The following is a 20,535-nucleotide window of genomic DNA, read 5'->3' as shown; positions in this document are numbered from 1 at the left end:
TGTGAGTGTATTAGTGTGGGGTGCAACCCTAATCAGTGGTTTTATTATTGTGTTTGCGTTAATGCCGTCACTTATTCGGTATTTTCGTGCCCGCAAAGAGGGGCAAATGATTCGTGAGGAAGGACCCACGTGGCATGAAAAAAAATCGGGAACACCGACCATGGGGGGCTTGCTCTTCATTATCGCGATTCTGATTACCACGCTGTGGGTCGGTGGGTGGCAACATCAATTACAGCCAACCACGTGGATTCTAATGTTTATCTTGGTATTATACGGTGCGTTGGGCTTTTGGGATGATAGTATCAAGCTGTGGCGTAAACAAAATGAAGGTTTGAAAGCATGGCAGAAATTGCTGGGACAAATTATTGGTGCCGTGATTTTAACTTTAGTTTATCAGCATGAACATTTGCCAATGGCCCTCAGAATCCCAGGATTGGGTGACTGGTCGATGGGAATTTGGTACATGCTATTCGTCATCATCTGGTTAGTAGGCTTCTCAAATGCGGTCAACTTAACGGATGGCTTGGACGGATTAGTTGCTGGTCAAGCCACGATTGCCTTTGGCGCCTACGCAGTCATTGCTTACGCGCAAAATCAATACAACGTCATGTTGTTTTGCTTAGCAGTGGTGGGATCATTAGTCGGATTCTTCGTTTATAATCACAAACCCGCTAAGATTTTTATGGGTGACATGGGTTCACTAGCGTTAGGTGGTGCTTTAGCCGCGGTATCGATTTTATTGCATCACGAGTTGTCGCTTTTATTGATTGGGATTATCTTTGTGATTGAAACGGCCTCGGTTATGTTACAAGTGGCTTCGTTCAAATTGACTGGTAAGCGAATCTTTTTGATGAGCCCGATTCACCATCACTTTGAAATGAAGGGTTGGAGTGAATGGAAAATCGATCTTGTTTTTTGGTCGATTGGTTTAGTGGCCGCTGTCATTAGCGTTGCCACCATTATCTAAAGCTAAATTTTAATTAACGCGGACGATATTGCCCGCGTTGATTGTACATAATTGTATTTTGCGGTATGACTTTATCCAAATTATCCATTGGTAGTCAGAAAGTAAGTAAGTTAAAGTGAATAGTGCTGGTTCCTGTCAATGTAGCTATGAATAATTGAATGGCTGCAAAGCCTACCGCAAATTATGTCATGGAAGCAGTCACTGACGTATCATGAATAATTAGCCGATGACTAGATTCGAGGTCATCGGTCACATAACAAGTTAATTTAGGCACCATCTACAAACATTATAGGGAGATCTTGGTTTATGAAGTCGGTTGAGCAGTATCGTAACCAAAAAGTTTTGGTTCTTGGTTTAGCAAAGAGCGGGGTCAATGCCGCACGGTTGCTCCACAAATTAGGCGCATTTGTGACCGTTAATGATAAAAAGGAGTTTGATGATAATCCGGATGCGCAAGAATTATTGAGTGACGGCATCAAAGTCATCACGGGTGGTCATCCACTTTCACTACTAGATGAAGATTTTAAAGTAGTGGTTAAAAACCCAGGTATCCCATATTCAAATCCAATCGTTAGTGGGGCCCAAGCGAAGGGGATTCCAGTCATCACTGAAGTCGAACTTGCTTCGCAAATTCTGGCAGGTGAACTGATTGGGGTTACTGGGACGAACGGTAAAACCACGACGACGACCATGATTACGATGATGTTGAATCAACGGTCCGCTGCCGGTAAGGCTTACGTAGCAGGTAATATTGGCGTGCCAGCTTCAGCTGTTGCTCAAAAAGCAACGGCAGCCGATACCATGGTCACAGAATTATCGAGTTTTATGCTATGTGGGATCCGGACGCTTCATCCGCACATTGCGGTTATTACGAACATTTATTCGACCCATTTGGACTATCATGGTTCGCGCGAGAATTACGTTAAGGCCAAAATGCGCATTACGATGAACCAGACAGCTAGTGACTACTTGGTTATCAACTGGGACAGTGAAGAATGGCGGCAACTAAGTACTCAATCGAAAGCAACGGTTATTCCATTTTCACGACAAGCCAATACTAAGGATGGGGCTTATGAGGAAGCTGGTAAGCTGTATTTCAAAGATGAATATATCATGGATGCAACCGATATTCGGATCCCTGGCGACCATAACGTTGAAAATGCGTTGGCGGCCATTGCCGTTGCTAAGTTACAAGATGTTCCAACAGCGGGAATCGTACAGGTCTTGAAGACTTTTACGGGGGTTCGTCATCGAACCCAGTACGTTGAGACGTATCAGGAGCGACAATTTTACAATGATTCTAAAGCAACCAACCTCGTTTCAACTGAAATGGCATTAAAGGGCTTTGATCAACCTGTTATTTTATTGGCCGGTGGTCTGGATCGTGGTAATACGTTTGAAAAGCTTGCACCAGCATTAAAGGCACATGTCAAGACACTGATCGTCTTCGGTGAGACGGCTGAAAAAGTTGCGGACGCGGGCCGCTTAGCTGGCATTCAAGATATTGAATTTACGGATAACTGTGAGACCGCCGTGCCAGTTGCATGGCAGCATAGCCAAGCCGGTGATATTATCATGTTATCACCAGCTTGTGCCAGCTGGGATCAGTACCCGAATTTTGAAGTTCGGGGTGATCGGTTTATTAAAGCGATTGAGCAGTTAACTGGAAAGGCGGAAGAGAACTAATGCGATTAATGATTTCTGGCGGTGGAACTGGAGGACACATTTATCCTGCACTAGCTTTGATTGATGCACTAAAAGCGCATGATCCCGAAGCCCAGGTCCAATTCGTGGGTACGCATCGTGGGCTTGAAAGTCGGATTGTTCCTGAACGTGGGATTGATTTTAAGACGATTAAGATTCAGGGGTTCAAACGCTCATTGTCATTGCAAAACGTTAAAACAGTTTATTTGTTTTTAAAGAGTGTGGTTACCGCGCGTAAATATATTAAGGCGTTCAAGCCTGACGTAGTGGTAGGAACTGGAGGGTATGTCAGTGGGGCGGTCGTGTTTGCGGCGAGCCAGATGCACATTCCAACGGTTATTCACGAACAAAATTCAGTTGTGGGAGTGACCAATAAGTTTTTAAGTCGCTTCGTGGATAAGATTGCGATTTCATTCGAAAGTGCGCGGTCACAATTTCCAGCACAAAAAGTCGTGATGACTGGGAATCCGCGGGCTCAGCAAGTGGCCAATATCCAAAAAAGTGGTGCACTAGCGCAATTTGGATTGGATCCTGATATTCCAACGGCGTTGATTTTTGGCGGTAGCCGCGGGGCAGCGCGTATTAATGCGGCGGCAGTAGCGGCAATTCCCGAACTAAATAAGCGTGACTACCAGACCCTGTTTGTTACTGGACAAGTGCACTACGATAAGATCCGGAATGGCTTGTCGGCGACAGCACTAGCTGCAAATGTTAAAATCGAACCATACATCAAAAATATGCCTGCTATTTTACCAGAAGTGGCGGTTATTCTTGGTCGGGCTGGTGCCACTAGTATTGCGGAAATTACGGCTTTAGGAATTCCTTCAATTCTAGTTCCGAGTCCATATGTCACCAATGATCATCAGACTAAGAATGCTCAGAGTCTTGTGAATGCGGGGGCGGCTGAATTAATTACGGAGGCCGACCTGACTGGTGCTAGCTTGGTGGCTGCACTAGATAGGTTGCTACAAAGTACAACTCATCGTGAAGCGATGGCGGCAAATGCCAAGAAGTTAGGTATGCCGGATGCAGCGGACCAGTTATTGCACGTTTTGGAAACGGTGATCAAGTAACACGAAGACCAGAGTGAAAGGGTGGGTGTGATGGCCATTTTTCATAAAAAGCCTAAGGATCGTGAGCACCCTGAGCAATTAACACCGTGGGAGCGATTTCAACATGATGCCGCTGAAAATCATCGGGCAGAACAGAAAAGTCGTCATAGTTGGTCGGGTAAGCGACTACGAATTGGTGATAAATTGCCGAAGCTTAAATCACAACGTCGCCGACTGCTCTTTAAGCGGGTCTTGATATTGATGGGTGTTTTTCTGATTGGCGCTGCGGTGGCAGGGTACTTTGTTTCACCGCTGAGCCATGTCCAAACGGTGTCCATTCAAGGTAATAATCAGTTGTCAGTGACACAAGTAACAACGGCAACCAAAATTAACCCAGGGGTGGCGCTGTGGTCTGTCATTGGTCACGACCAGCGAACAACTAAGCGTGCTAATCAATCGCAACCACAAATTGGCAAGGTCACGACTAAGTTGGTAGGACTCAATGGTGTTCGGGTGACAGTTAAAGAAATTCGGATTGCAGGGTACTTGTCGTCAGGACAGCATTATCGTCGAATTTTGGAGAATGGCTTGATTTTAAAAGCAACTTATTCGCAACCGGGTGGTGGGTCGCCTATCTATGCCAATTTTAAGAGTGGTCAACGGTTAAAGACGATGATTACGCAGTATGCCAAGTTGCCATCAGCGGTCAAACATAACATTTCTGAAATCAAGTTTGCACCGAACAAGGCTAATCCCGAACGGGTCCATCTCTATATGAATGACGGTAATGAAGTGTACGCAACCATCAGTACTTTTGCTAGTAAGATGGCCTATTATCCGGGCATTGTCGCGAAAATGAAGAGCAAGGGTGTTATCAATCTTGAAGTGGGAGCTTACTCCCATCCGTTCAAGAATCAGAATAATTGATAGAATGCTAAGTGTGACCTTTTTAAAAGCGCTTAGGATATGGTAAACTAGGGGTTAACTGGATATGTCAGCGAATCCTTGAATATTTATGTAAAATACTAGGAGGTTCCTCTATTATGGATAATTCAGGAATTTATGTCGGACTTGATATAGGGACCACCTCAATAAAAGTCATTGTTGCTGAACGTGTTAAAGGGCAAATGAACGTTATTGGTGTGGGAAGCGCACGTTCTAATGGTTTAAGTCGTGGCGTTATCGTCGATATTGATAAGGCGGCCGAAACGATTCGATCAGCAGTACGCCAAGCTGAAGAAAAAGCAAGTATCGAAATAAAAAAGGTGATTGCAGGAGTACCTGCTAACCTGGTCAAAATTGAGCGCTGTCGTGGCATGATTGCCGTGGCAGATGAATCAAAAGAAATTAATAATGAAGATGTTCAAAACGTTGCGGCGGCAGCGCTAGTTCAGAGTTTACCACCAGAACGGGAAGTTCTTGATGTCATTCCTGACGAATTTGTTGTCGATGGGTTTGATGGTATCAAGGATCCTCGTGGCATGGTCGGGGTCCGGCTTGAAATGCATGGGACCCTGTTCACTGGCCCGAAAACGATCATTCATAATACGCGCAAGGCTTTGGAAAAGGCCGGGCTACAAATTGAACAGATTGTGATTGCGCCTTTAGCGCTGAGTTCATTAGTGCTCAATGATGGCGAACAGGATTTTGGTTCAATCATCATTGATATGGGTGGTGGTCAGACGACCGCGGCGGTGATTCATGATCACCAGCTCAAATATACTTACGTTGATCAAGAAGGCGGCCAGTATATTACCAAGGATATCTCAGTTGTCTTGAACACCTCGATTGAGAACGCCGAGAAGTTAAAACGTGATTATGGCTATGCCGATGCTCAGCAGGCTTCAGATGATGAACTTTTCCCAGTTGATGTTGTTGGGCAAAGTACACCGGAGCAAATAAGTGAGCAATACTTAGCAGAAATCATTGAAGCTCGCTTGGACCAAATCTTTGATAAGGTCAAGCAGCACTTAGATGAGATTCGGGCACTTGAATTGCCTGGAGGTATTGTATTAACTGGCGGGGTGGCTGCGTTACCAGGAATTACTGATTTGGCAGCCCAACGGTTTGGCACGCGGGTGCGTGTCTTCACTCCTAACCAAATGGGCTTGAGGCATCCGTCGTTTGATGAGGCGTTGGCCGTCATCAAATATCAAGCAGCCTTGAGTGAAGTAACGTTACTTGTTAAGAGTGCGTTAACTGGTGATACGCGGGCCAGTGTGGCGTTGGAATTTGCTGACGCAACGCCGACACCTAGTCAAGCAGTACCACAACCTAAGCAAACAACTAAAAAACAGTCTGCACCACAAGCATCTCAGGAGCAGGCTGATCCAGATCGCAAGGGGACGGTTGAACGGGTCAAGGGCTTTTTTAACCACTTCTTTGATTAATAATCGGATAGAAATGACGGAGGAAAAAACATGGAATTTTCTTTAGATTCAACCCAGAATTCAGGGGCTAATATTAAAGTCATTGGTGTCGGCGGTGGTGGTGGCAACGCCGTTAACCGGATGATTGCTGAAGATGTTAAAGGTGTCGAATTTATCGTCGCTAACACTGATGTACAAGCATTACAGACGTCAAACGCTGAAACTAAGATTCAACTTGGACCAAAGCTTACCCGGGGCTTAGGTGCTGGGTCTAATCCTGATGTTGGTTCAAAAGCGGCACAGGAAAGTGAAGAAGCATTGACAGAAGCCTTACAAGGTTCTGATATGGTCTTTGTGACGGCCGGTATGGGTGGCGGTACTGGTAACGGTGCGGCTCCCGTTGTAGCCAAGATTGCGAAAGATTCCGGTGCCTTAACGGTGGGCGTTGTGACGCGACCATTCACATTTGAAGGGCCGAAACGAGCGCGCAATGCTGCTGAAGGAATCGCCCAGATGAAGGACAACGTTGATACGTTGATCGTCATTGCCAATAACCGCTTACTTGAAATCGTTGATAAGAAGACGCCAATGATGGAAGCCTTCCAAGAAGCTGATAATGTATTACGTCAAGGGGTCCAAGGGATTTCTGATTTAATCACGTCACCAGGTTACGTTAACTTGGACTTTGCCGATGTTAAGACGGTGATGCAAAATCAAGGTTCCGCGCTGATGGGAATCGGTTCTGCTAGTGGCGAAAATCGGACGGCTGATGCGACCAAGCAGGCAATTTCTTCACCATTATTGGAAGTTTCCATCGATGGTGCTGAACAAGTCTTACTGAACATCACGGGTGGCCCTGACATGTCCTTGTATGAAGCCCAAGCCGCTTCTGACATTGTCTCACAAGCAGCAACAACGGATGTTAATATCATCTTCGGGACATCGATTGACGAGAGCCTTGGGGACGAAGTGCGGGTGACAGTGATTGCCACTGGAATTGACCAGAAGCAACGGGAACTCAAGATGGGTAGTCAACCAAGTCGCAGTGAAGCTAGTCAACAACGTGGTGGCATGTTTGCCACTCCAAACGACCAACCAGCAACTAGTGAAGCCGCTGCCCAACCAAGTGAATCACAAGCGAATGATCCGTTTGGTAACTGGGATATTCGACGTGAACCTAATAATTCACGGCCAGTTAATAATGGTCAGGAATTTAATAACGTTGAAAAAACTGATTTTGATGTTTTTAATGATAATTCACAGACTGATGACAGTAAGGATGACAACAATGGGGATTCTTTAGATACCCCACCATTCTTTAAACGTCGGCGTAAGTAAAGCGGTGAAGGGAGCGTAAGCAGATGGCCGGATTCATTAGTAACTTTTTTGGGGTTGGTGATTCTGACGGTCAGTATGAGGAGCCAACCGCTTCACAAGCAGCGGCGCCCACTGAACAAGCAACCAACACCCGTAGTACCCCGAAAGTTGTGCCAATGCAAGGGGGAAAGTCAGTGAACAGTAAAATTGCCTTGTTCGAGCCCAAAATTTATTCGGACGTTAAGGAAATTGCCACGCAGCTCCTTAAAAATCAAGCCGTGATTGTTAATTTTGATCACGTCGATGATGAAATGGCGCGGCGAATTGTCGATTTTCTTACCGGGACAGTTTTCGCGATTAATGGTGAAATTGAACGGATCGGTGATGAGATTTTTCTCTGTATTCCAGAAAATTATGAAGTCTCTGGAAGTACCACGAGTCAGTTTGATACGAGCAAATTATAAGGAGTGAGTGGCCTGTTAGTGACGATTATTAGTCGGTTATTTCAACTATACCAATTAGCCATTGTGGTTTACATTTTGATGTCCTGGTTCCCGGGAGCTTATAATACCCGTGTGGGCCAGTTTTTGGGTCAGATTTGTGAACCGTTTCTCAGTATTTTTCGGCGCTTCATTCCCGCAATTGCCGGACTGGATTTTTCACCGATTATTGCGCTGTTAGTGCTCCAATTAGCTGAAAGTGGCTTGTTTTATCTTTTAACTTTGATAATGTATTAAATTAGAATAACGAGGATAGTATCGTGAATGATAACTTAAAACAACATTTTCGCGATAGTGAAGCCCCATTTATTGAACAGGTCACTGGTTGGCTACGGCAAGTTGCTGATCAGTATCGCCCAATCCTAACGGCGTTCTTGAATCCACGTCAGATTTATATTGCGCAAACACTGGCAAATCAATTGGATGATGTGCGCATGCGGGCTTTTGGCGGTTTTGAAGGGGCAGAGTTGCAACGGATTTTGTTTTATCCGGTGTACTATGAACCTGAGATGGCTGATTTTCAAATCACACTGTTTAACATTGTCTACCCTGTCAAGTTTGCTACCTTAAAGCATGGTCAAATATTGGGGACATTGGCAAATGCCGGGGTTGAACGGGATGTCTTTGGGGATATTGTCACTAATGGTGAGACTTGGCAGTTTGTATGTGAGACTGAAATGGCAAACTACTTTAGTGATCAAATTGATCGTTTTGGTAAGACAAAAGTTCATCTGACGGAAGTACCATTGACCGAGGTGGTCACGCCGGAAGATGATTGGGAAACCATAACGACCACGGTCAGTTCACTACGAGCGGATAATATTATTAAGGCAGCGTTCAACTTGTCGCGGCACCACGCTAAAGAACTAATTGAGGGTGCCAAGGTGCGGCTCAATTGGGCTGATTTGCCGAAAGCGGATTACGAATTAGCATTGTTAGATATGCTGAGTGTGAATCATTATGGCCGTGTGCGGCTTGCCGAGATTAGCGGCGAGACTAAGAAAGCGCGGCTGCGAGTAACGTTAAATCTTATTCATAGTAAATAGATATTGGAGGAATTCTAATGGTGTTAAGTCCAGATGACATTCATAACAAAGAGTTTTCAACGAAACTACGTGGTTACAATATTGACGAGGTCAATGATTTTCTTGAACAAATTATTAAAGATTATCAAATTACCTTGAAGCAAAATAAGGACCTCCAAGAGCGGCTGGATGCGAGTGAAGGCAAGTTGAAATATTTCAACGAGTTGAAGGATTCCTTAAATCAATCCATCTTGGTTGCCCAAGAAGCTGCGGATAAAGTGAAGACGAACTCTAAGAAGGAAGCCGACATTATTACTCGTGAAGCACAAAAGCAAGCGTCTGATATTGTGAGTGAAGCAACCGACAAGTCAAACCAAATGATTGATGAAGCTTCCCAAAAAGCTAAGCGGTTATCCGTTGAAACTGATGATTTGAAGAAACAAACGCGGGTCTTCCGTCAGCGTCTCCAAGTGATGCTTGAATCGCAGTTAGAAGTAGTTAAGAGCAAGGATTGGGATCAATTACTTAGTGAGACGAATACGGCTGATTATGCTGAAATTCAACACGTCTTAAAGGAAGATAACCTTGACAACTCGGGTGATGCGAGCGTAAACTCAGAAGCAACCGTTGAAATTACGGAAGCAACGAGTGGTGAGACCCCCGTTGCAGACGGTGGCGATCAAGCCCAACAGCAGACGGTGGTTATTTTCCCTGATGACAATACTAATGACTAATTAGGTGGATTGTCAGGCACAATTGAAGCGAATTGAATGTATTGAGGAGAACAGCAAACGATTAACTAATACGTCCAGAGAGCTGCCGGTAATGGAAAGGCGGTCGTCCCTTAGTCAATTGCAGATCATCTCCGAACGTTACCCTGAAATGAGTAAGGGTGGCCGGTCCATGGACGTTAACCATGCTAAGAGAGAATTTAAACAATTCTAAAATTGGGTGGTACCACGATAACTTCGTCCCTGGGTGGACGAAGTTTTTTTGTGTCTAAAATTCAATTAGCGATTGTTTGATAAAAAATTTAAGGAGTGAGAATATGCGCGTTAAAGAAACGTTAAACCTTGGTAAGACCAAGTTTAAAATGCGTGGCAACTTACCGGTCAAGGAAGTTGAACGACAAAATGTGTGGGCTGAAAACAAAGTCTACGAACAACGGCAAAAATTGAATGAAGGTAAGCCAAGCTTTATTTTACACGATGGCCCACCATACGCGAATGGTGACATTCATATGGGGCATGCCTTGAACAAAATCACAAAAGATTTCATCGTTCGTTATAAATCGATGAATGGATTCCGGGCACCCTATGTTCCTGGTTGGGATACTCACGGTTTGCCAATCGAACAAAAATTAAAGCAAGCGGGCTATGACCGTAAAAAGATGACGGATAATGAATTCCGGGAACTTTGTCGTAAGTATGCGCTGGAACAAGTTGATCGTCAACGTGACGAATTTAAGCGGTTAGGCGTGGCTGGTGAATGGGATAACCCATACTTAACATTAAAGCCAGAATTTGAAGCGGCCCAAGTGCGGGTCTTTGGTGCCTTTGCCAAACGCCACTTAATTTACCGGGGCCAAAAACCCGTCTTCTGGTCATGGTCTTCTGAATCAGCCTTGGCGGAAGCTGAAGTGGAATACCATGATGTTACCTCACCATCGGCCTTCTATGGCGAACATGTCATTGATGGTAAGGGTGTCTTAGACGATGATACTTACATGGTTGTTTGGACGACGACTCCTTGGACGATTCCAGCTTCGGAAGGGATCACCATTGATGCTAGTTTTGACTACGTGGTTGTGCAACCAGCTGGTGAAAGTCGTAAATTTGTACTTGCTGCTGAATTACTTGACGAAAATGCCGAGCGGTTTGGTTGGGAAGATGTTCAAGTGCTTAAAACGGTCAAGGGTGCGGAACTTGAAAACGTTTTATGCGAACATCCTTTTGATAATAGCCGTCAATTAGTGACGATGTTAGGCGATTTCGTTACGCTTGATTCCGGGACTGGTTTAGTGCATACCGCACCTGGCTATGGGGAAGATGACTACCGGATCGGTAAGCAATATGATCTGCCAGTCTTTGCGCCGGTTGATGACAAAGGGTTCTTAACGGCCGAAGCTGGCGATGATTTTGCAGGGGTCTTCTACGATGACGCTAACAAGATCGCACTGGATAAGTTGAAGGCTGCTGGGCTGTTGTTGAAATATATGCCATACGAACACAGCTATCCATTTGACTGGCGGACTAAAAAGCCAATTATCTTCCGGGCAACACCGCAGTGGTTTGCTTCCGTTGGTGATATGCGTGATGAAATTCTGAAGTCGATGGATGACGTTGAATTCTTCCCAGAGTGGGGTAAGAAACGCCTTTACAACATGATTCGTGACCGTGGTGACTGGGTCATTTCACGGCAACGGGTCTGGGGTGTGCCGTTACCAATCTTCTACGCTGAAGATGGTACTGCAATCATGGACGAGGAAACAATCAACCACGTGGCTGATTTATTTGGTAAGTATGGTTCGAACGTCTGGTTTGAACGCGATGCCAAGGACTTATTACCAGATGGCTATACCAATGAACATTCACCAAACGGCACCTTTACTAAGGAAACCGATATTATGGATGTTTGGTTTGACTCCGGGTCATCACACCAAGGGGTCTTGGCAGAACGGTCGTATCTTGACTATCCAGCCGACTTATACCTTGAAGGTTCTGACCAATATCGTGGTTGGTTCAACTCAAGTTTGATTACGAGTGTGGCCGTTTCTGGGCATGCCCCATACAAGCAAGTCTTGTCACAAGGCTTCACGTTGGATAATCAGGGCCGTAAGATGAGTAAGTCACTGGGCAACACGATTGCGCCAGCTGATGTCATTAAGCAGATGGGTGCTGAAATCGTTCGGATGTGGGTCGCTTCAGTGGATACCAGTTCCGACGTTCGGGTCTCGATGGAAAGCTTTAAGCAAGTGGCCGATTCCTACAAGAAGTTCCGGAATACGGTTCGCTTCATGTTAGGCAACACCGCGGACTTTGATCCGAAGGCCAACCGCGTCGCTTATGAAGATTTAGCAAGTGTGGACCAGTACATGGAAACACGTTTGAACCAATTCGTGGCTGAGACGAAGGACCATTACGATCATTATGATTTCTTGGATATCTACAAGAAGCTGATCAACTTCTTGACGGTTGATTTATCAAACTTCTATCTCGATATTGCCAAGGATATTATGTACATTGATGCCGAGGATAGCCATTCACGGCGGTCAATGCAAACGGTCTTCTATGACGTCTTAGTTGCCTTGACGAAGCTCTTTACACCGATGCTGCCACACACGACTGAAGAAATTTGGCCGTTCTTGAAGGAACCAGAAGAATTCGTTCAGTTGACGGATATGCCAACTGTTCAAGATTATGCTAATGGTGACGATTTAATGGCCCAATGGACTCGGTTTATGGATCTGCGTAGCAATGTCTTGAAGGCACTTGAAGAAGCTCGGGATGCTAAGTTGATTGGGAAGTCCTTAGAAGCACACTTGGACTTGTACGTGGATGCGGACACGCAAACCTTCTTAGATAGTTTGCATACCAATGTTCGGCAAATGTTGATGGTTTCAGCATTAGATCTGCACGCGCTAAGTGATGCCCCTGCGGATGCCGAAACGTTTGGTGATACATTGGCAATCAAGGTCAGTCATGCTGACGGTGATGTTTGTGATCGTTGCCGGATGGTTAAGACCGATGTTGGTAGCGATGAGGCTTATCCAATGTTATGTGCACGGTGTGCCGCAATCGTTCGTGAAAACTACCCTGAATCAGTGACAACTGGTTTGGAAGCTTAAGTTGAATTAAATTTAGAGTGAATCTTGATAACTTATGAAATGTGCCACTAATCAGTCAAACGGGACTGATTAGTGGCACATTTTTGTGCTGACGTGGATTATCAATTAGTCGGTAAATCCGAACACTGGGATGATTGAGATATAGCTGTAAAAAAAGCTGATTGCGTTTTTCAGATGCAAGATTTAAGTGTTGTTAAGAATTTACAGTTGCCTGCGCAGGACTTTGAATGGTTATTATGAGAAATGGTCCTTTGCAATTGAATTTTCATGAAAAAGTCAGTATGATAATGAAGTAGTTTAAATTAAGACCGATATTATATAGATAGGATGTTGATGGCTGTGAAAATGATCAAGGTACACGGTTCTGGTAACGATTTTTATTTATTAGATCAAACACAATTTCAAGCACCGTTATCGGATGCGGATTTGAAGCAACTGGCAATTAACATTTGTAAACGTGATGGCGCTGGTTTGTACGATGGCGCTGATGGGGTGTTAGTTGTCGATAAATCGGAACATCCGCAAGTACTTGGTCGGATGCGGGTCATTAATGCGGATGGGACGGAAGCCAGCATGTGCGGTAATGGGCTACGGACCGTTGCTCGTTATTTGGGTACGCAGAATAGTCAGGAAGACTTCCGGGTTCAGACGATGTATGCGGACTTAAAGGTGCAGGCCGTTGCTGATTTTGCGGCTCACGTCCCAGCTTACAGTGTTGAAATTTCACCCGTAACTTTTGACGCGCAGACACTCGGCATGCATGCGAACAACGATGCGACGACAATTATTAATGAAAAGATTCCAGCGCTGTCTGCTGATCTAAAATTCTCGGCCGTTGCCGTTCCTAACCCCCATTTAATTGCTTTTGTGGACCATGCCACGTTGGTTGGTCCTGAATTGGGTCGGATTGGCAAGTGGATGAATGATGGTCAAAATCAAATTTTCCCAGATGGTGTTAACGTTAGCTTTGTTGAGATCTTAGGACCTAATGCGATTTTTGTGCGGACGTTTGAACGTGGCGTTGGCTTTACCAATGCTTGTGGAACCGCGATGTCGGCTTCTTCGTTGATGTACGTATTATTGCATCAAGAAAGTACTGATTTTAATCAAGAAATCCACGTCACTAATCCTGGTGGGATGGTCAAGACGGTCGTTCATCAAGGCGCTGATGAAGAATATTGGATGGAATTGATTGGCAACGCGACGTTTGTCCGGATTGTGACCTTGCCATTAGAAGATGCACTTCAGGGCGATTATAGTCCCGCCACGGCGACCGAAACTGGTGAACAAACTGCGTACGAAGACTTTGTGACTAATTTAGCAGAGGTTTAATTGAAGATGACAACCACTGCTTGATGCACAGTGTGATTGGATGGGTTAATGGGCAATGCTGATTGCTCGTTAATCCATTTTTTTGCGGGGTTCGTTAAAATTATCGTAATCAGTCAGTTGAAAATTGCAATCAGCCGTAAAAATCGGTATCCTTATTGAGAGAGCAGACACTGAAAGGGGTTCTTGATCAATGACATTTGAGGAACGGGTTCAAAGTCGCAAGTTGGTCTATCAAGGTGGCTTAGTACAAGTCGAACGTCAAGAAGTGACCTTGCCGGATCAAACGACCGCAACGCGCGAAATTGTACGACACCAACCAGCTGTTGCAATGTTGATGATAACCGCGCAACAAAAAATGATTGTTGAACAACAGTGGCGCGCAGCAACCGGGGGGCTGACCGTTGAAATTCCGGCTGGTAAAGTTGAAGCCGGTGAAACGATGGACCAGGCCGCGGTTCGGGAATTGAATGAAGAAACACGGTTAACGGCTCAGCATCTAGAAGCCGTCGCCCAATTTTATACGTCGCCGGGCTTTACGGATGAATTAATGAAATTGTACGTTGCCACTGGACTAACAGCGGTGACAACGGCGCTACCGCAAGACCCCGATGAACAAATCGGCCTCATCAAGCTTGATTTACCAACGGCAATACACCAAGTCCAGACTGGCCAGATTCAGGATGCTAAAACGGTGATGGCAATCTGGTACTGGCAAAGTCACCCTGAGTTAGGAGTTGAGGGATAGTGGCAGATGATGATCGAGTCACCAGACAGCAATACCGCCAACAACGTAGCCGGCCTACCGGTGACGGGACTCAGGAGCAACAACCGGAACCGGAAGAAACGGGCGCTTCTAGACAAGCGTATGCTGCTGAGAATAACCGGGCCGTTGAGGAAGCCAAGACCAAGCGGTTGGCCCGCAAATTAAATTGGGTCATTGCCGGGTTGGTCGTTGGTATTATTATTGTCTTTTTAATCTTATTTTTAACACCATAGAAAGTAGGCGCTAGGCTCACATGAAATTTGGAATTATTTGTGCGATGGAAGAAGAACTTAAAACGTTACGGGACGCTTTGCAAGACGAAAAGATCGTTAATATTAAGGATATTACGTTCTATGATGGGACAATTGAGCAGCAGGAAGTCGTGTTAGTGCAATCGGGTATTGGTAAAGTCCAAGCTGGTATGACCACGGCTTTAATGATTACTAACTTTGATGTGGACGTGGTCATCAATTCCGGTTCCGCTGGTGGGATTGGCACTGGTCTGCATGTTGGTGACGTTGTTGTAGCCAATGCGACTGCCTACCATGATGTTGATGCGACGGCCTTTGACTATGAATATGGCCAATTACCACAACAGCCGCTATACTACGAAACGGATGCCAATTGGGTAAAGCAAATCATGGCAGCGGCCAAGGCAACTGGTTTGAATGCCAAGACGGGTCTAATTGTCTCTGGTGATCAGTTTATTGCGGGAAAGGCCGCTACTGATAAGATTTTGGCACATTTTCCAGCCGCTTTATCTAGTGAAATGGAAGGGGCCGCGATTGGCCAAGCTTGCCATCAATTTAAGACGCCGTATGTTGTCATTCGGGCGATGTCTGATGTCGGCGATGAAAATGCTGGTGTTAGTTTTGATGAGTTTATTCTGGCGGCTGGTAAGCAATCCGCAGCAATGTTACTCGCCTTGTTTGCAGCACAAAACTAGGCCGCAATTAGTTTGGAAATGATATTAATTAAGTTTTTGTAGAAGGAAGTAGTTGTAATGAAGCAAGTGTATCTAGACAATGCGGCCACCACACCAATGGCCGCGTCTGTTATTCAGACAATGACTGACCAGATGACGAATACGTTTGGCAATGCTTCGAGCACCCATGCATTTGGTCGGGCCGCCCGTGAGGTTTTAGATGATAGCCGGCATATCATTGCCCAAAGTATTAACGCGGCTGATGATGACATTATCTTTACTAGTGGTGGCACAGAAAGTGATAACACGGCGGTGATGCAAACTGCCTGGATGCGGCAGCATTTGGGCAAGCATATTATCACCACTGCGATTGAACATCAAGCGATTCTCAAATCAACGGCTTTTCTGGCTGAACACGGGTTTGAGATTACTTATTTACCCGTGAATGAACAGGGGCAAATTAGCCTGGATGATTTGAAGGCGGCACTACGTCCTGATACGATTCTTGTCTCAATCATGACCGGCAATAATGAAGTCGGTTCACAGATGCCAATCCATGAAATCGGCGAACTATTAAAGGATCATCAGGCTTGGTTCCATACGGACGCGGTGCAAGCTTATGGACTATTAGATATTGATGTCCAACGGGATCATATTGATATGTTGTCCACCTCAGCACATAAAATCAACGGGCCTAAATTCTTGGGCTTCTTGTATAAACGCAATGGCATTAACTTCCCCAGCTTCGTTAAGGGTGGCGAGCAGGAAGATAAGCGCCGTGCCGGTACTGAAAATATTCCGGCAATCGCGGGCTTTGCCACGGCTGTGCAAGAACTGACGACCGCTGAGAAGGCCCACCGGCAGGCTAAGTATCGCGATTTTAAGCAATACATCGTCGATCAGCTAACGGCTAACGGCGTTGATTTTGAAGTCAACGGGTCCCTTGGTGAGCATAATTTACAACACGTCTTGAACTTATGGATCAAGGGTGTCTCAACCTATACGATGCAAACCAATTTGGATTTAGGCGGAGTCGCAGTTTCGGGGGGCTCCGCATGTACCGCGGGCAGTCTCGAACCATCGCATGTTTTAATTGCAATGTTTGGCGAAGATTCACCACGGATTGCTGAGTCGATTCGGTTAAGCTTTGGTCGGTACACGACCAAGGCTGATTTGGATCAATTTGTATCTGTGTTGACAAAGACGACGCAGCGCTTATTAAAAAAGTAGGGGGTGTGACTGATGGCATACACAACAACGGTGAAATTAGATGGTGATACTAAGACGTACACGTTAAGCCCAACGGTCAAAAAATACACATTGATGGATCTGGGCTTTGTGAAAGGACGCTCGGGTGCGTTTAGTTTTGAACGCTCTTTGGATCCAACTTCACCATATCAAGCAGCTTTTAAGCTAAAAGTGACGGTTAATGCGGACTTGACTGGCTTTAAAATGACGACAGTGACGGGGAATGGTGTCCAACGGGTAAATATCTTTAAAAACGATGCGCATCCTGAGGCAGTTGAACAATTACGTTATCTTTTGACTAATTTTATTGAACGGGATATCCTGACTGAGGGTTAAATGATGAAACGCCTGGCTTGCAGCCGGCGTTTTCTTTGTTATAATGGAACTTACTGGACTTGTACGACCTTCAAATCGTGGATTCTCCAGAATCTTTTGGAAATGATGGTGAAAAGTATGACTGATCACAGTAACACCCGTGTCGTTGTCGGCATGAGTGGTGGTGTTGATTCATCCGTCGTGGCTTTACTCTTGAAGCAGCAAGGTTACGACGTGGTAGGCGTGTTTATGAAGAATTGGGACGATACGGACGAAAATGGTGTTTGTACCGCAACTGAGGATTATAAAGACGTTGCCAAAGTTGCGGATAAGATTGGGATCCCTTATTATTCAATTAACTTTGAGAAGGAGTATTGGGATCGGGTCTTCACGTATTTCTTAGACGAATATAAGAAGGGCCGCACTCCGAACCCCGATGTTATCTGCAATAAGGAAATTAAGTTCAAGGCGTTTCTGGATTACGCCATGGATTTAGGTGCTGACTACATTGCAACTGGTCATTATGCGCGTTTGCAGCATGATGAAGATGGTACGATGCATCTTTTACGAGGCGTCGATAGTAACAAGGACCAAACTTATTTCTTAAGTCAATTAGATTCAAAAACCTTACAAAAGGTCATGTTCCCACTTGGTGAGATGGTTAAGCCAGACGTGCGCAAGTTAGCTTTAAACGCGGGCTTAGCAACGGCCAAGAAGAAGGATTCCGTTGGGATTTGTTTCATCGGCGAAAAGAACTTCAAGGAATTCTTGGGTCATTACTTACCCGCAACACCTGGTAAAATGATGACGTTTGATGGCGAAGTTAAGGGCGAGCACGCTGGCTTGATGTATTATACGATTGGTCAGCGACGTGGTCTTGGTATTGGTGGCGATGGTGAGGATAACGAGCCATGGTTCGTGATTGGTAAGGACCTCAAGAAAAATATTTTGTATGTCGGCAAGGGATACCATAACCCACACCTATATGCCACGCATTTAAAGGCCTCTGATCTTCATTTTGTGACTAACGAGGATTTAGGCAATGATTTCCACGTAACGGCGAAGTTCCGTTACCGTCAAAAGGATTCCGGTGTAACTGTTCATTTTAATGATGACCACACTGAAGTCACGGTAACCTTTGATGATCCGGTCCGCGCGATTACGCCAGGACAAGCGGTGGTCTTTTACAATGGTGAGGAATGCTTAGGTTCCGGTATGATTGATGCTGCTTATAATGATGAGCGCGTCTTGCAGTATGTTTAATCGTTAATTGATGACCCACTGATTAAGTTTATCTTGATTGGTGGGTTTTTTAATGGTGCAATGGCCAGCAAATAGTTAATCGTCGATTGTTCAGCTATTTGGTTAAATGTAGTTCAACTATGGATTATTAGTTTATTTGTCATAATTTATTGTTGTAATATGGCATGTCTCAAAGTTGAAAACGACCAGCTGAAGCCCGCTGGGAAAGGCCATTGAGTATCGCTCTGCTTGGTTAGTAAGTCTTATACTTGCTTTCGACTAAGAATAAGATGCGTATTTGAAATGGTGCGGATTTTGCGTGAGCTCAAATCGACGTTGACAGGTTTCGGCAATTGTTACTCAGCCCCGGAGATCGGAATAGACTGGTCTGTGCGGTCGTACATCAATCTGACTAATTGGCAGATAACCGTCCTGAGTAAGATGAAGTCCGTATAAGTGATTAAATCTGACTTGCTTTTCTTGGTAGGGTTGATTAAGCTAAATGAAGTGTGATCAATGCGAACCGAGAGTTAACGTTAATTGTGACGGTTAAGTTGTTGTAGGATGGAAGGATTATGAAAAAATTAGCACATTTTAAACTTTTTGATACGCTATCTAAGAAAATGGTAGCCGGTTTTATTATTTTGATTTTAATTGGTACTGGGTTGTTGAGTTTACCATGGGCGACCCCTGCGAATGTCCAGACTTCGTTGATTGATATTTTGTTTACGTCAGCGTCTGCCACTTGTATTACGGGGCTGACAGTGGTCAATACCGCTGCCCATTGGACGACGTTTGGACAACTCGTTATTCTGGGCCTTTCCGAAGTGGGGGCGTTAGGATATATGACGTTTGCGGTGCTGCTATTTAATATCATGCGACGTCAGATTGGGCTTTCAACGCAGTTAATGGTCAAGGCTTCATTGAACTTAGAACGGTTAAGTGATACTAAGAGTGTGATGAAGTACGTGGTCGGGCTCTCATTACTCTTCCAATTAGGGGGCTTGGGTTTATTAGCGCTTGATTTTGTACCACGCTTTGGCTGGCAACATGGACTGTACGTCTCTTTATATCATGCGGTCATGTCATTTTGCAATGCGGGCTTTGACGTCTTTGGCGATAGTCTCCAAGGCTTCCGTAATGACCCTTACGTGTTGATCGTAACGATGATTTTAATTATTGCCGGGGGACTCGGATTTTTGGTCTGGCGCGACCTCTTGTTGTACCACACACGCAAACGGTTGACCTTAAATTCAAAATTAACGTTGCTGACAACCCTTAGTTTATTTGTGATTGGCTTTATCTTGCTACTGGTTACTGAACGAGATTTGAAGTTACTGCCAATGGGAATGTCATGGGCTAATCGTACGATCAATACGCTGTTTTTAAGTGTCACACCAAGAACCGCGGGGTTGATCACCATGCCGACGCAGGGATTACAAGCAGGGAGTTTATTTGTAATCATGATTTTGATGTTTGTCGGCGGTACGCCAGGTTCGACGGCTGGCGGGATCAAAACAACGACATTTGGCGTGCTAATGTTTCAAAGTATTGCGCAATTACGCGGTCGACAAGATGTTGAATTCAGTCATCGCCGCTTCAGTCAAGAAAATATTAGTCGCGCACTGATGTTGATTTTTCTGGCTAGTATTGTGTTAACGGTGGCAACCTTGGTCTTGACACAGACGGAAAAAATCCCCAAGGGGTTCGGCTTGGAATACGTCTTGTTTGAAGTGCTATCGGCTTTTGGGACGGTCGGGCTTAGTTTGGGATTAACACCGCAGCTGAGTTTGATTGGCAAGATTATCATCATGATGCTGATGTTCATTGGTCGGGTCGGTATCTTCACTTCGCTATACGCGTTGTCTAAACGGCAGGCGAAAGTCAACTTGATTCGTTATCCGGCAGAAAATATTTTGATTGGCTAGG

The 20,535-nt window shown here is 45.1% G+C and carries 19 protein-coding genes and 1 other annotated feature; all 19 genes read left to right on the top strand.

Features of this window, described 5'->3' with window-relative positions:
* Position 1 precedes the first annotated feature (1 nt).
* The 19 genes from mraY (at position 2) to LP667_RS09475 (ending at position 20,534) form a co-directional block, all read left to right on the top strand.
* On the top strand, positions 2-967 hold the full coding sequence (mraY, locus tag LP667_RS09565; protein ID WP_021732123.1) for a phospho-N-acetylmuramoyl-pentapeptide-transferase: 966 nt from the start codon (positions 2-4) through the stop codon (positions 965-967).
* A 306-nt stretch (positions 968-1,273) separates the two neighbouring features.
* A complete protein-coding gene (murD, locus tag LP667_RS09560) occupies positions 1,274-2,653 on the top strand; it encodes a UDP-N-acetylmuramoyl-L-alanine--D-glutamate ligase (RefSeq protein WP_021732122.1) in 1,380 nt (459 codons plus the stop codon).
* Positions 2,653-3,744: an undecaprenyldiphospho-muramoylpentapeptide beta-N-acetylglucosaminyltransferase gene (murG, locus tag LP667_RS09555; protein WP_021732121.1), complete on the top strand. Its 1,092-nt coding sequence runs from the start codon at positions 2,653-2,655 to the stop codon at positions 3,742-3,744. Before murD ends, murG begins: the two co-directional genes overlap by 1 nt.
* A gap of 30 nt (positions 3,745-3,774) precedes the next feature.
* Complete coding sequence (locus LP667_RS09550; RefSeq protein WP_021732120.1) at positions 3,775-4,650, top strand: cell division protein FtsQ/DivIB; 876 nt, start codon at positions 3,775-3,777, stop codon at positions 4,648-4,650.
* 116 nt (positions 4,651-4,766) lie between these two features.
* Positions 4,767-6,113, top strand: a complete 1,347-nt coding sequence (ftsA, locus tag LP667_RS09545) for a cell division protein FtsA (protein ID WP_056988447.1) — start codon at positions 4,767-4,769, stop codon at positions 6,111-6,113.
* A 30-nt stretch (positions 6,114-6,143) separates the two neighbouring features.
* On the top strand, positions 6,144-7,430 hold the full coding sequence (ftsZ, locus tag LP667_RS09540) for a cell division protein FtsZ (protein ID WP_021732118.1): 1,287 nt from the start codon (positions 6,144-6,146) through the stop codon (positions 7,428-7,430).
* Between the two features lie 23 nt (positions 7,431-7,453).
* The gene (locus LP667_RS09535; RefSeq protein ID WP_021732117.1) at positions 7,454-7,873 is read left to right on the top strand and encodes a cell division protein SepF; all 420 of its coding nucleotides are present in this window, start codon (positions 7,454-7,456) and stop codon (positions 7,871-7,873) included.
* 18 nt (positions 7,874-7,891) lie between these two features.
* A complete protein-coding gene (locus LP667_RS09530; RefSeq protein ID WP_050584279.1) occupies positions 7,892-8,146 on the top strand; it encodes a YggT family protein in 255 nt (84 codons plus the stop codon).
* A gap of 23 nt (positions 8,147-8,169) precedes the next feature.
* On the top strand, positions 8,170-8,955 hold the full coding sequence (locus tag LP667_RS09525; RefSeq protein WP_021732115.1) for a YlmH family RNA-binding protein: 786 nt from the start codon (positions 8,170-8,172) through the stop codon (positions 8,953-8,955).
* A 17-nt stretch (positions 8,956-8,972) separates the two neighbouring features.
* Positions 8,973-9,668, top strand: coding sequence for a DivIVA domain-containing protein (locus LP667_RS09520; protein ID WP_021732114.1), 696 nt, complete (start codon positions 8,973-8,975; stop codon positions 9,666-9,668).
* 32 nt (positions 9,669-9,700) lie between these two features.
* Positions 9,701-9,913, top strand: a binding site (T-box leader).
* 69 nt (positions 9,914-9,982) lie between these two features.
* Positions 9,983-12,781 carry an isoleucine--tRNA ligase gene (gene ileS / locus LP667_RS09515; protein WP_021732113.1) on the top strand — a complete coding sequence of 933 codons (2,799 nt, stop codon included), beginning with the start codon at positions 9,983-9,985 and terminating at the stop codon, positions 12,779-12,781.
* 333 nt (positions 12,782-13,114) lie between these two features.
* Positions 13,115-14,113: a diaminopimelate epimerase gene (dapF, locus tag LP667_RS09510; protein WP_021732112.1), complete on the top strand. Its 999-nt coding sequence runs from the start codon at positions 13,115-13,117 to the stop codon at positions 14,111-14,113.
* A gap of 190 nt (positions 14,114-14,303) precedes the next feature.
* Positions 14,304-14,858, top strand: coding sequence for an NUDIX hydrolase (locus tag LP667_RS09505; protein ID WP_021732110.1), 555 nt, complete (start codon positions 14,304-14,306; stop codon positions 14,856-14,858).
* Complete coding sequence (locus tag LP667_RS09500) at positions 14,858-15,109, top strand: hypothetical protein (protein ID WP_021732109.1); 252 nt, start codon at positions 14,858-14,860, stop codon at positions 15,107-15,109. The genes LP667_RS09505 and LP667_RS09500 overlap by 1 nt, the downstream gene beginning before the upstream one ends.
* 20 nt (positions 15,110-15,129) lie before the next feature.
* Positions 15,130-15,822, top strand: a complete 693-nt coding sequence (locus LP667_RS09495) for a 5'-methylthioadenosine/adenosylhomocysteine nucleosidase (RefSeq protein ID WP_021732108.1) — start codon at positions 15,130-15,132, stop codon at positions 15,820-15,822.
* Positions 15,823-15,879: 57 nt separating this feature from the next.
* Positions 15,880-17,031, top strand: a complete 1,152-nt coding sequence (locus LP667_RS09490) for a cysteine desulfurase family protein (RefSeq protein ID WP_021732107.1) — start codon at positions 15,880-15,882, stop codon at positions 17,029-17,031.
* 12 nt (positions 17,032-17,043) lie between these two features.
* Positions 17,044-17,385, top strand: a complete 342-nt coding sequence (locus tag LP667_RS09485) for a DUF1831 domain-containing protein (protein WP_021732106.1) — start codon at positions 17,044-17,046, stop codon at positions 17,383-17,385.
* Positions 17,386-18,627, top strand: a complete 1,242-nt coding sequence (gene mnmA / locus LP667_RS09480) for a tRNA 2-thiouridine(34) synthase MnmA (RefSeq protein WP_307725417.1) — start codon at positions 17,386-17,388, stop codon at positions 18,625-18,627.
* 554 nt (positions 18,628-19,181) lie between these two features.
* Positions 19,182-20,534 carry a TrkH family potassium uptake protein gene (locus tag LP667_RS09475; protein ID WP_021732104.1) on the top strand — a complete coding sequence of 451 codons (1,353 nt, stop codon included), beginning with the start codon at positions 19,182-19,184 and terminating at the stop codon, positions 20,532-20,534.
* Position 20,535: the final 1 nt, after the last annotated feature.

The organism is Lactiplantibacillus paraplantarum, assembly GCF_003641145.1.
Classification (GTDB): Bacteria; Bacillota; Bacilli; order Lactobacillales; family Lactobacillaceae; genus Lactiplantibacillus; species Lactiplantibacillus paraplantarum.
This window is presented reverse-complemented; position numbering and strand designations above follow the sequence as displayed.